General features: G+C 49.0%; 12 protein-coding genes. 3 read left to right on the plus strand and 9 right to left on the minus strand.

Annotated features, from left to right (window positions below):
- The 3 genes from IQ219_RS09480 to ndhC form a co-directional block, all read right to left on the minus strand.
- A partial coding sequence (locus IQ219_RS09480; protein ID WP_194072433.1) for an NAD(P)H-quinone oxidoreductase subunit J occupies window positions 1-413 on the minus strand: 413 nt, incomplete at its 3' end.
- A complete protein-coding gene (ndhK, locus tag IQ219_RS09485; RefSeq protein WP_194019513.1) occupies window positions 406-1,152 on the minus strand; it encodes a photosynthetic/respiratory NAD(P)H-quinone oxidoreductase subunit K in 747 nt (248 codons plus the stop codon). The genes ndhK and IQ219_RS09480, both read right to left, overlap by 8 nt.
- A 72-nt stretch (window positions 1,153-1,224) precedes the next feature.
- On the minus strand, window positions 1,225-1,587 hold the full coding sequence (gene ndhC, locus IQ219_RS09490) for a photosynthetic/respiratory NAD(P)H-quinone oxidoreductase subunit C (protein ID WP_190596439.1): 363 nt from the start codon (window positions 1,585-1,587) through the stop codon (window positions 1,225-1,227).
- A gap of 282 nt (window positions 1,588-1,869) precedes the next feature.
- On the opposite strand from ndhC, the gene thrC reads away from it, so the two are divergent.
- Window positions 1,870-3,018 (plus strand): threonine synthase, encoded by a 1,149-nt coding sequence (thrC, locus tag IQ219_RS09495; RefSeq protein WP_194072434.1) that lies wholly within the window; start codon window positions 1,870-1,872, stop codon window positions 3,016-3,018.
- 50 nt (window positions 3,019-3,068) lie between these two features.
- Here thrC and tilS read toward each other — a convergent pair whose 3' ends face one another.
- Window positions 3,069-4,058: a tRNA lysidine(34) synthetase TilS gene (tilS, locus tag IQ219_RS09500; protein ID WP_194072435.1), complete on the minus strand. Its 990-nt coding sequence runs from the start codon at window positions 4,056-4,058 to the stop codon at window positions 3,069-3,071.
- 34 nt (window positions 4,059-4,092) lie between these two features.
- Here tilS and IQ219_RS09505 point away from each other — a divergent pair, with 34 nt between their 5' ends.
- Together IQ219_RS09505 and IQ219_RS09510 are read left to right on the plus strand one after the other, a co-directional pair.
- On the plus strand, window positions 4,093-4,845 hold the full coding sequence (locus tag IQ219_RS09505; RefSeq protein ID WP_194072436.1) for an FkbM family methyltransferase: 753 nt from the start codon (window positions 4,093-4,095) through the stop codon (window positions 4,843-4,845).
- A gap of 18 nt (window positions 4,846-4,863) precedes the next feature.
- Window positions 4,864-5,688 (plus strand): FkbM family methyltransferase, encoded by an 825-nt coding sequence (locus IQ219_RS09510; RefSeq protein WP_194019509.1) that lies wholly within the window; start codon window positions 4,864-4,866, stop codon window positions 5,686-5,688.
- Window positions 5,689-5,691: 3 nt separating this feature from the next.
- Here the strand turns inward: IQ219_RS09510 and IQ219_RS09515 are convergent, their stop codons facing one another.
- From IQ219_RS09515 to IQ219_RS09535, 5 genes are all read right to left on the minus strand, one after another.
- Window positions 5,692-8,052 (minus strand): secretin N-terminal domain-containing protein, encoded by a 2,361-nt coding sequence (locus IQ219_RS09515; protein ID WP_368667595.1) that lies wholly within the window; start codon window positions 8,050-8,052, stop codon window positions 5,692-5,694.
- A gap of 95 nt (window positions 8,053-8,147) precedes the next feature.
- Window positions 8,148-8,957: a pilus assembly protein gene (locus IQ219_RS09520; RefSeq protein WP_190596364.1), complete on the minus strand. Its 810-nt coding sequence runs from the start codon at window positions 8,955-8,957 to the stop codon at window positions 8,148-8,150.
- Window positions 8,958-9,011: 54 nt separating this feature from the next.
- Entirely contained in the window at window positions 9,012-9,860 is an 849-nt protein-coding gene (locus IQ219_RS09525; RefSeq protein WP_194072438.1) for a PilN domain-containing protein, read from the minus strand.
- An 87-nt stretch (window positions 9,861-9,947) separates the two neighbouring features.
- Window positions 9,948-11,051 carry a type IV pilus biogenesis protein PilM gene (gene pilM / locus IQ219_RS09530; RefSeq protein ID WP_190596361.1) on the minus strand — a complete coding sequence of 368 codons (1,104 nt, stop codon included), beginning with the start codon at window positions 11,049-11,051 and terminating at the stop codon, window positions 9,948-9,950.
- A 184-nt stretch (window positions 11,052-11,235) separates the two neighbouring features.
- The gene (locus IQ219_RS09535) at window positions 11,236-11,676 is read right to left on the minus strand and encodes a hypothetical protein (RefSeq protein ID WP_194019506.1); all 441 of its coding nucleotides are present in this window, start codon (window positions 11,674-11,676) and stop codon (window positions 11,236-11,238) included.
- Between the last annotated feature and the right edge of the window lie 11 nt (window positions 11,677-11,687).

Raw genomic sequence — 11,687 nt, forward strand, 5'->3', positions numbered from 1 at the left:
ATGTCGTAGCATTCCCGCTCTTGCCAGTCCGCCGCTTTCCAAATCCAGTACACCGAAGGCACCATGGGATTTTCCCTCGGTAAAAATACCTTCAGACGCACCTCTTCCGGGTTACGGGTATCCTCGGCCAACTTCACCAGATGGTAAAAACTCACCAAGGATTTACCGGGCCCTTCGTCGTAGGCTCCCTGGCATTGTAAATAGTTAAACCCATAGGCATACAGAGCCGTACAGAGAGGCAGAAGCAAATCCGCTTCCACTTGCACCATCTCTACCCCCAGGTGATCCGCCGTTAAGCTCTGGTGCTCAAAGCCATTGGTGGTCAGCCAGGTGGATACAGGGCCCACAGGGGCGATCGCCGTCTCCTCTTGGGGATCAACAGCTTCATTGGGGGGATTTACTTCCTCAGCCACGGTCTAATTGCTCCTTTTGTTGAGAGGTGGTCAAAGCGGGAGGCACAGGCATTCCCATGGCCTCCTGCAACTCCCGAGGGGGAGCGGAACGGGTACCCTGTTGTAAATACTTGCCATCCAAAATCGGTGCTACCACTTTCATTTGGTGGGAAGTGCTGTAGTAGCGATGGGTTTGTTGGGTAATGGCCCGTTCTTGGATAGATTCGTTGGCCAACTTTTTACGCAGTTTAATAATGGCATCAAAAATGGCTTCTGGGCGGGGAGGGCAACCGGGAATATACACATCCACCGGGATTAACTTATCCACCCCCCTTACTGCTGTGGTGGAATCACTGCTGAACATACCACCGGTAATGGTGCAGGCCCCCATGGCAATGACATATTTCGGTTCTGGCATTTCTTCATAGAGACGCACCAAGGCGGGGGCCATTTTCATGGTGATGGTTCCGGCGGTGATAATCAAGTCCGCTTGCCGGGGGCTAGAACGGGGCACCAAACCAAAGCGGTCAAAATCGAAGCGGGAGCCGATCAGGGCGGCAAATTCAATGAAGCAACAGGCGGTGCCATATAACAGGGGCCAGAGACTAGAAAGTTTGGCCCAATTGTACAGATCATCCACCGTGGTCAAGATGACATTTTCTGAAAGGTCTTGGGTGACCTGACTACGGCTGGCGGGGTTGAGAATTTTGGCTGTGGCGACCCGTTCCAGGTCAGTGGGGTTAGCAGGGTTGGGACTCATAGGAAATGGGAGAAGACAATAGAAAGGTCAGGCAAGGCAAGGACAATGGATTGGTGGCAACTACTAATACTTCTAGGACCACTCCAGAGCCCCTTTGCGCCAAGCGTAGACCAGGGCAACCACCAAAATGGCAATGAAGATCAATGCTTCTACAAAGGCTAACAGGCCCAACTGATTAAAGGCAACGGCCCAGGGATAAAGAAACACCGTCTCCACATCGAAGACCACAAACACCAGGGCGAACATGTAGTAGCGGATATTGAATTGAATCCAGGCTCCCCCAATGGGCTCCATACCGGATTCGTAGGTGGTTTGCCGTTCCGGGCCACCACTCCTGGGGCGGAGGAGTTTAGATGCAGTCAGGGCCAGCACTGGCACCAGGGAGCAAATAAAGAGAAAGCCAAGAAAATATTCGTAACCGGTTAAAACAAACACAGGGCCAATGGTCTCCTCACGGCTAATGGTGGTCAGGGGGGGTCCAGCGGTGTTGCGCCACAAAGGGTTATACCTGGGTCAAGCTTACCGGACTTGTGGGCGATCGCCTGGGGGCATTTTGCCAATTTTCCTGATTATAGGACTCCAACCAGGACAGACCAAGGCCTGAACTATATGTTTAACCTATGTTTATTAATCGTTTGGGCAATAATCCAATTCTGAGGTGATCGACATTTCGGTGCCCGCTGTTTTGTAGAATGGAACCTTGGGCCATGGCCCGCCATGATTTTTTGTCATTCTTTCACTATGCCTCCATCCGCCCCAAATTCGACAGTGTTGCCCAGTGCTACCCCCGTCTGTCCCCAGAGTTCGGCCTGTCGTTGGCGTGGATTGATTGAAACCTATCGTCCCTATTTGCCGGTGTCGGACCAAACTCCGGTGGTGACTCTGTTGGAGGGTAATACTCCCCTCATTCCCGCCCCGGCGATCGCCAAGCGTATTGGCAAAGATGTGCGGGTATTTGTCAAGTACGACGGTCTGAACCCCACTGGCAGTTTCAAAGACCGGGGCATGACCATGGCCATTTCCAAGGCCAAGGAAGTAGGGGCCAAGGCGGTAATTTGTGCTAGCACGGGTAACACTTCAGCGGCGGCGGCGGCCTATGCCAGGCGGGCAGGCTTGCGAGCTTTTGTGATCATTCCCGATGGCTATGTTGCCCTAGGAAAACTAGGTCAGGCTTTAATTTACGGGGCGGAAGTAATTGCCATTGACGGCAACTTTGATGATGCGTTGACTACGGTGCGGCAGTTGTCGGAACATTACCCCGTCACCCTGGTGAATTCCGTCAATCCCTACCGCTTGGAGGGTCAAAAAACCGCCGCTTTTGAAATTGTGGATGTACTGGGGCAGGCCCCCGATTGGCTCTGTATCCCCGTGGGCAATGCCGGTAACATCACTGCCTATTGGATGGGTTTCTGTCAATACAAGGAGCTGGGCAAAGGCGATCGCCTACCAAGGATGATGGGTTTTCAAGCCGCTGGTTCTGCTCCTTTTATTCAAGGCCAACCCATTAGCCATCCCGAAACCCTAGCCACCGCCATTCGCATTGGTAATCCTGCCAACTGGGACAAAGCCTGGGCCGCTTCCAAAGCCAGCAATGGGGAATTTCACCCCGTCACCGATGGGGAAATTTTAGAAGCCTATCGCATCCTAGCTGCCGAGGAAGGGGTTTTCTGTGAGCCCGCCAGTGCCGCTTCCGTAGCTGGTTTGTTGAAACGTAAGGATCAAGTCCCCGCTGGCGCCACGGTGGTTTGTGTGCTGACGGGTAATGGTTTAAAAGATCCAGATTGTGCGGTCAATAACAGTGGCAATGAGGTTAAGGCTGGACTGAAGCCAGATTTAGATGTGGTTGCTAAGGCCATGGGCTTTTGAAAGGGAAACCTTGGGGAATTAATGCCCTTTTTAAGGGGGGCTAAGGGGGATTAGTCAACAGTTAAATACCTTAAAAAATTCCCTTCCACCCTCACTATTCCCTGCTTTGGTAGAGAGGAAGTTTGGGAACGGTTGGGGGCATTAATTAAATTCACCACCTGTTCGATCTGGGCAAAATTGGCAGTCTTAGATTGGCAGTTTTGTAAAAACTGGCGAATAATGCGTCGTTGCAAAGCTAACGGTTGTTGACTGAGCCGACGGCGATCTAGGCTTTTTGGATCCGATTGGATGAGGGTTTGATAAATTTCTTCACTAATTTGCTCCAAATAGGCTACTTCTGCCGTTAACAATTCCACCGTTTGGGCTAAGTTTCGTTCCACTTGGGGATTAAAGTGTTTCTGGAGGTAGGGAATAAGTTCTCCCCGGATGCGATTACGGCGATAGGTTAATTTTTCATTGAGCACATCTTCCCACACCGATAATTTTTCTTGCCGGCAAAAATCCCCCGTTTCCTGACGGCTAATTTCCAATAGGGGACGAATCAACTTGATCGGAATTTTTTCTGAGTTGGATTCAGCCAAATTCCTCACCCAATTCATCGCCTGCAAACCGTCACTGCCACTGCCCCGCACTAAATTGAATAGCAACGTTTCTGCCCGATCACTCTGGGTGTGGCCCGTCACCACCACTGGAAAATGTTCTTCAATGGCGATCGCCGTGAGGGCCTGGTAACGCCAATGGCGGGCCGCTGCCTCAGTCTGGGGTAGATTTTGGGCATCCCGTTGGAAATAGGGTAATTCATAACCTTGGGCGAGGCGCTGTACGTGATCCGCAATACCTTCATCAGTGGGCCAACGGTGGTCACAGTGGGCTACGGCCAAATGCCACTGCCATTGTTTGGTTAAATCGTTAAGGAGATGCAGTAAACAGAGGGAGTCTTGTCCCCCCGATACTGCTACGAGGATGCGACTTGCTTTTAATTGGGGAAATCGCTGTTGCAAGCATTGATGGAGCCGACTATGCAGTAATGTCCAAACCATCTATTTTGTCTTTTATTTCAACTTTCCCAGGGTAATGCCAAATAATAACCCCAGAGCCAATACGCTACTGAGTAGCCCCTTTTTTCGTCGTTGTAGTGATAATTTTTTTAATTTTGTGGGCAATTTACTGACCCCCAGTTGGGACAGTCGCCTGCTGGGAATCACACAGTTAGATATCCAAACCATTATCGACATTGGGGCCAATAAGGGACAATTTGCTGCAAAAATGCGCCGTTACTTTCCCCAAGCTCAAATTTTTGCTTTTGAGCCTCTGCCCCTGCCCTATCAACAACTCCGACAATGGGGCGATCGCCAGCAAAACCGGGTTCATACTTTCAATTTGGCCCTCGGCGATCGGGTGGATCAATTGGAAATTAATAGCCATGTGCTTTTTACCGCTTCTTCGTCCCTCTTGCCAACTACGGAGCTTTGCGAAAGTTTGTATCCCATGGTGCGGGAGCAGGAAAAAATTATCGTCCGCCAATCAACCCTTGATGGGGAAATGGCACAATTTGAAAGAAAATTACTGCCGGAATTATTGATAAAAATCGACGTGCAAGGTTACGAAGACCGAGTAATTCGGGGCGGAGAAAAAATATTGGGCCAAGCTAAGGCTTGTATCTTAGAAATTTCCCTGGATGGTCTCTATGAGGGGCAATGTCAATTTCGAGATATTTTCCCACTGTTAGACAATCTCGGACTACGGTATGCTGGCAATCTGGATCAAGTGGTCGCTGCGGATGGCCATGTGCGCTATCTCAATGCCCTCTTTTTACGTCCCGATTAATGCTTTTAAACCCCACTTATGCGTGTTGAACCCTGTTGCCAAGCCCTATTAGCCCAACTTTTACCGGAAGTTGATCCCCAGCGCCAGGGAGTATGCATTGATGTGGGGGTAGGAACCTTTGCCTTTTATTGTCAAATTTTTGCTGAGTTGAATTTTAAGAGTTTGGCGATCGAGCCTTTACCAGTGAAAGCATTAAAAAAATTAGCGGAGCATCCCAAATTAACTCTTTTACCTGTTTGTTTGTCTAATCAAAATGGAGAACAAACTCTTTATGTTGGTAAATTTGCGGGCATCTTCAACAGCAATTTTAGTTCCCTTTCCCCTCAATGGTTCGGTGCTTCTGGGCAGGCTCGCCAGGTAAAAACCATCAGCCTGCAAACTTTAGTAAATCAACAACAAATTGAGCAAATAACTTGTCTAAAACTCGACATTGAAGGTTGGGAATGGACAATTATTCAACAGTTAGAAAACTTAGACGAAAAGCTTATACCCGCTGTGGTGATGTTTGAGTATGGCGGGGGAGTAAATCGTGGACAAAATCAAAAAGGCTGGGCCCCAGAATTTTTCCAAAATACATTAAACATTCTGAAATTATTAAAAACCCTCGGTTACGGCCAGGGAATTTTGTTGGATTTCGCCCCGGACTGCAAGGAAATAGTTTTTGATCTTCATCAACTAGAAGTAACCGAGCTAGAAAAGCTTTTTCCTTCCGAAAGTGTTTACGGCAACGTGATTGTTTTCAAAGATTATCAAGCCAAAGAAAACCAGCTATCCCAGATCTGTCAACCCTTTTATCGAGTTAATTTGCTGGAACGGCTGGTAAATATCTTAGTTTCCCGATAGTAATTAGGGCTGAGCCTGAACAGGGAATCCTTTTTGTCTGAGGAATTCCGCCGTTGCCGCATCAGGATTGTAACGGAAGCCAAACTGAGCCTCCGTACTATCGGGGATGATCTTAGGAGTTAACAATATAATTACTTCAGATCGGTCAGTTTGATCGGAGGAAGAACGGAAAAGAGCCCCAATTACCGGCAGGTCTCCTAAAATAGGCACTTTACTCGTGGTTGCTCTCTGTATTTCTGAAATAATTCCTGAGAGAATAAATGTTTGGTCGTCCCTGAGTCGTACCTGACCGGAAGTGAGTTCACGTTTATTGATCAGAGTGATCTCGTTAATAGCTCCGGCGCCACTATCAAAAGTTTCCTGCCCAGCAGGGGAAGCAACAATAGGATTAACCCGTAAAGTAATAAAACCACTATCATCAATCCGGTCAATGATAACATTTAATGTCAAGCCCACATCTTCTAGTACGGGAGTGATAGTCCTTACCGCCGTGTTACCTTGGGTATCAACTTCGGTATTAACACTGGCAATGACAGATTCCGTTAGTTTGACCTGGGCTGATTCTCCTTCTTGAACAATTAGGGTCGGATCCGTCAAAATCTTAGCGTTACCACTTTGAATTTGGGATATGATCTCTGCCTGAAAACTCCTGGGCGGTTCATAAAAAGAAGGAAGATCTATGGTAATTGTCCCGTCTTCAGCATCAAACTCGGTAATTCCTGGCAAGAATGGATTAGCTGCATTCGCGGGGAGACCGGGATAAAAAAACTGGGGACCAAAGAATCTTTCGGGGCCGCCAGGTTCTGATAACGGACGGAGGTTACTGCCAAATGGTGGATTCGGTACGATGAAATTTATGGGGTTGCTAGGATCGAAAAATATGTTTGGGTCATCGATTGCAAACGGATTGGGCAGTACAGGAGGATTGCTGGCTCTACCTATGGGAGTAATTAAATCAGGTACTTGTGGCGGTGCTCCATCGCCAAATCGCATTAGTGCCGTGCCTCGATCCTGCACAAAATAACTGTTGCCAATACCAAAAGCAAAACTACTGTTGAAGTCTTGAATATTATTTAGGTTAATGTCAATAATTTTGACGTTCACTGCCACTTGGCGACGGCGAGCATCCATTTGCGTGATCATGGAGCTAGCCAATTCCACATTACGGGGTTCGCCCACCAAAGTTACAGTGTTCAAGCGTGGATCAGTACTAACTACCAACCCTTCCAGGATTAAAACTGAAGAGTCGTTGGCTGGTTTTTGAACAGTTAAGGGAACTAGGGTAGGAGGCTGCTTAATTACCCTTGGCGGAGCGTTCTCGGCGAGTTGGACATCTTCTTGGCCCTCGAAGAGAATATTCACTTCAGCCCCTTGGGAAGCCAATGTACTGGCTACAGACTCAGCGCTGGCTTGGTTCAACCGGATGGTGCGGGTAATAATATTTCGTGCTGAAGGCAACAGACTAGCCCCTGCAAAAATGGTGTTACCCCGACGACTAGCTTTGAGCCCTGACGCCATCAGAACGTAGTTAAAGACATCCTGAACACTTTCATTTTGAATATCCAGAGTGATAGTGGATTGAGCTTGGGGAGGAGCATCTTGTCCACCTGGAGGAGTACCAGGGGTGGGGGTACCTTCATTGTTCTGATTGTCTGTGAAAATCAGGTTCATACCGGCATAACGAGTCAACACCGCCAAAACTTCCCGGGCTGGGGCTTCTCGTAATACTAAACTCGGTACGTTAACCTGACCCCTTTGCCCAAGATCAATCATGTCGAAGGACGCATTGATATTGGAAATAGCCAAATCTCCCACCGGTGGGGGCACTGCCCTAGAACGGACAGGAGCCACGGGCACAGCGGGGGACAAAATACTGGGATTACCTACTCTCGCTCCTCCCTGGGGAGCACCACCCTGTTGTTGAATAATAATTTCCGGATTGGGAAACATGACTTGTCCACTGCCCGCTGGGGGAGGAGGCATAGGACGGCTGGGGGGAGCCATTTGAGCAACACTGGTCTGGTTCGGTTCTGGAAAGTTTAAAGCTAAGGGATCGGATAGGGCTTCCAACTCCTGCACTAGCAACTCAATATTCGTTAACTTTTGCCTTGGCTTGATAAGAGATTTGGTCTGAGTCAACTCCAATGATGGTGACCAAGAATCAATATCTCCTTTTTGCTTGAGGGACTGCTCCAAATTTTTTTCAAACTTTAGCCAATCTCGACTCGAGTCACTGGCGATCGCCGTTTCTAGATTTGCGCCAAATGTATCCGACTGGGGCAGGGTTTCCGCCTGGGCGGGGGCCATAGTCAGTAAACAGCAGGCTACCATTTCCGTCGTTAACCAAAACCGAAAATTTTTCACAGAATTGCTCCTCACACACCAATTAAAATCAATTATTGAATAATTATTCAAAAACCGTAAGACCGTTAGCGATAATTTATCAGTAAAATTGCCCACTAGGGAGCCGGAGGCGTTTCTCCTTCCGCTGGGGGTTGTCCCTCCTGGCCAGGTGGCGGCGGTGGGGGAGTCAGGGCCGCAATCTCCTCAGGGGTTAATGGCATAAACACCTCCAAAGTTAAATCTGTAGTCAGAGTATCCGACGCATCGGTCTGTACTTGCACGGTGTCCCCATCCCTGACCACATTGACTGGAAATTCTGGGTTGACCAAACTAGTCCGCAAATTTTTCATTAAAATCAGCGGCTGTAGCCGTTCAATGTCCCTGATTAAGGCCAAGGTTTGGCTAAAGCCACCGGCCATGGAAATGGTATAGGTTTGCCGCTTCAGCCGATTATTGACGTTGGCCCCCAGACTATCATCAGCAATCACCACCGGCTCTCCCTGGGGCAAAAAACTCAATAACTTCATGTCCCTATCGACGAACAAAGTGTTGAAGTTATAGAGGATTGTGTTCAAATCCTCGCTATTGGCATAGAGTTCTAGTACCGTTGCTTTTCTCTGCTGCGCTTCCTGTAACTGCACCTCCGCATTAGCCAAACGACGCATCAAAATTTCCGGGGATTGCTGATCAACCTCGGCCTGCTTTGCCTGTTCATCTTGCTTAAGTTGTTGATACTCCCCCAAAGCTGGCATGAAAAAATTGAGCAACACATAGCCCATGGCCAGCAAGCCAAGAATCCCTAGGCTGATGCCACTTACCTGGGGAGTAAAAGTTATCCCAAATGCCGTCGGATAATTGCCCCCGGCGTCAAATTCCTCATCAATAATTGTCGTTGTTGACGAATACTCTTCACTGTAGCTAGTCATGACACCCCTCTAAAAACAAATTCAGTCGCAATTGTTGGTAATAAATTAAGGTTGCTAGTTTGACGGCTCCGGTGGAGGAGCATCCCCTGTCGGTTCCACAATCGGGGGAGGGGGGACATCCGGCACATCTGCTGGCTGATCCAATACCCCCTTGAGCTCTAAAAACTTAAACCGGGCCACTAAACCCGCCGCCCCATTTTTAATTAATGCTGTTATCAGATCTTTGTCTGGGGTGTTAGTGATTTCCGTTTGGATGGTGTAGCTCACCCCCGCTGGAATCAAAACCGTAGAAGTGCCCTGGTCAGCTTCTGGTTCCTCTGTGCCGCCCGTTTGGGCTGTTGTGCCTTCCCCGGTAATGGGTAAAGCTGCTGCATTGGCCGTCATTAACTGAGTTTTATTAGCCTGTAAAAACTTTGAACTCTGTAAAGTGAGGAGAAAATCATTTAGGGCGCCGTAGTTCCCGGCAAACCCAGACAGAGTCAACACGTTTCCTTCCTGTTGGATACTTTGTAACTGTACTTCCTGGGGTAACTGATTAGTAATCTCCTGCAACAAAGCCGACCAAGGCTTAATTTGATTAAACACAGCGATTAAGCCGTCCGCATCCTGGTGGGCCGCCGCTGTTTTTGCTTGCACTTCCTGGATTTTCTGCTGTTCCCCCTGTAGTTGGGTCAACTCTGTTTCTAACTGTTGAATATTGGTCTGGGCGACACCCTTTTGCCAATTTATCAGCAGCACTCCCAACCCAGCTAAAGCAGGTAGTAGTACCATCACCCCTGCCCCAATGTAAAGCGGCATTTGTTTCTGTAGATCGTCCCCCGCTAGGGTAATGCTGGTGGTTTGGGTGGACCGAACAACGTCAGAGTTGCGGTCCTTGAGAAAGTTGACGTCTAGGCTATACATGGGAGGGTTTCAGTGGAGTATGGCATCGAATAAAGAAGAGGAGTGAAGTAACTAACAAGTATGGGCAAGGCGAACAAGTCTAAGGAGCTAGGCTTCCCGGATACCCAATCCCAAAACCGTGGCCAGACTGGGACGTTCTACGTCAGAAAAGTTCTGATCAGTATCGATCGCCAGGGCTTCAAAGGGGTCTACCTTGACAGTGGGAATACTTAAGCGTTGGGTGAAATACTCGTCCAATTGGATCAGACCACCACCGGGACCGGCCAAGAGCAACTGCACCAGTTCCAATTCCTCACTCTGGTTGAGGTAGAAGTTGATGGACCGCCGCAGCTCATCAGTTAGTTCCCCCATGACCCGCATTAGGGCGTTCATACCGGGATTAACCGCTGTGCCTTGGGTGCTCATAGTGTCGAACTGGGTGACGGGAATGGTCATACCCTGCAAAATTTCTGGGTTGCGGGAAGGGGGCAAATTCATCGCCCGGGAAAGGGCATTCTGCATCTGGTAGGTGCCAATGGGAACTGTGCGGGAAAATTGGGGCACTCCATCCACAATGATGGCAATTTCCGTGCTGTCGAATTCAATATCCACCAGCACCGCCGCCTCCCGGGAACCAAACTGCCGCAACTGTTCCCGAATGGTTCTAATCAGGGCAAAACTATTAATTTCCAGCACATCTACCTGGAGCCCCGCCTGCTGAAAAGTATCTAGATAGGAATCGGTTACCTCCCGACGGGTGGCAACCAACAACACCTGCACCTTTTCAATGCCGTCTTCATCCTCGAACAAGCCTAGTTTTTGGTAATCCAAATCCACTTCTTCCCTGGGATAGGGCAAATACAGGGCCGCTTCGTGGTTCAGCACCATGTCGCGCAATTCATTTTCGTCCAACTCCGCCGGCACCGGCAGCATACGAATAATGGCCTCCCGCATGGGCACCGCCGTCGCCACCTGCTTGGTGTTAATGCTATGCTCGCCCAGCAGTTCCTGAATAATTTCCGCCAGGGCCGGAGAATCAACGATCTTCCCCTCCTCAAAAATTCCCTCCGGAATGGAAGCGTGGCCAAATTTCCTCAGTTTATAATTCTGACCCTGGGAAGTAAGTTGGGCAACATTAACCCTTTCGGGGGTAATTTCTAGCCCTACCCCGGAGGATTTACGGCTAAATAAGCTAGTGAGACGGCTAAACATGGGGGTTGCGGTAACCGCTGGCGATGATAAAACAAAATTATTAAGGAGTAAGGGTGGGAGGTGGAAAAAATCTATCAGTCTATGGTACTGTCCTGGCCAACACTGTCAATAACAAGTAACAAAGTGTTAACTCAGTCTCAATCAAAACTCCGCTGAGATCTGACCGGAGGCCAGTCAACAAAGTTTACAGTGCCTGGCCGCGGATTTTAGCGGAAAAACCCGAGGCTTTGAACTGTTCTAACTGCAAAGGTAGGGGTTGTTGGGCGGGCACGTTGATACGCACCTCAAAGTTGCTTTTTCCTGGGGGAATTTCGGCAATGTTACCCAAGCGGGTGCGATTTTGCATGGCCGGTTCGTGGTTGGCATCGTAGATACGGCCAAAAACGTCGGCATCATACACTGTTTTCCCCGTCCGATTATTGGCAATGCCGGTTACTAAAAAGCAGTTGGCCGGATTGCTCGAACCACTGCCCACATTGCCTTCCGCTAGGTCTGCCGGACAGGGTTTGTAGTCAATTTCCGTCAGGGGTACTTCAGTCAAGGCCCAAGCGGGCATGGCGATCGCCAAGGAGAGACCGGCTATGGCCAGGATGACAAGAAAAGACCGCAGAGCAGTTAGAAACATAGATTCAGAGG

The organism is Synechocystis sp. LEGE 06083, from assembly GCF_015207725.1.
In the GTDB taxonomy this organism is placed as follows: domain Bacteria; phylum Cyanobacteriota; class Cyanobacteriia; order Cyanobacteriales; family Microcystaceae; genus Synechocystis; species Synechocystis salina.

Excerpts from the sequence above, each read along its gene's own strand:
- IQ219_RS09535 (WP_194019506.1), bottom strand. The coding sequence starts at position 11,676 with ATGTTTCTAACTGCTCTGCGGTCTTTTCTTGTCATCCTGGCCATAGCC.
- ndhK (WP_194019513.1), bottom strand. The coding sequence starts at position 1,152 with ATGAGTCCCAACCCTGCTAACCCCACTGACCTGGAACGGGTCGCCACA.
- IQ219_RS09520 (WP_190596364.1), bottom strand. The coding sequence starts at position 8,957 with ATGACTAGCTACAGTGAAGAGTATTCGTCAACAACGACAATTATTGAT.
- pilM (WP_190596361.1), bottom strand. The coding sequence starts at position 11,051 with ATGTTTAGCCGTCTCACTAGCTTATTTAGCCGTAAATCCTCCGGGGTA.
- tilS (WP_194072435.1), bottom strand. The coding sequence starts at position 4,058 with ATGGTTTGGACATTACTGCATAGTCGGCTCCATCAATGCTTGCAACAG.
- IQ219_RS09510 (WP_194019509.1), top strand. The coding sequence starts at position 4,864 with ATGCGTGTTGAACCCTGTTGCCAAGCCCTATTAGCCCAACTTTTACCG.
- thrC (WP_194072434.1), top strand. The coding sequence starts at position 1,870 with ATGATTTTTTGTCATTCTTTCACTATGCCTCCATCCGCCCCAAATTCG.
- IQ219_RS09505 (WP_194072436.1), top strand. The coding sequence starts at position 4,093 with ATGCCAAATAATAACCCCAGAGCCAATACGCTACTGAGTAGCCCCTTT.
- IQ219_RS09525 (WP_194072438.1), bottom strand. The coding sequence starts at position 9,860 with ATGTATAGCCTAGACGTCAACTTTCTCAAGGACCGCAACTCTGACGTT.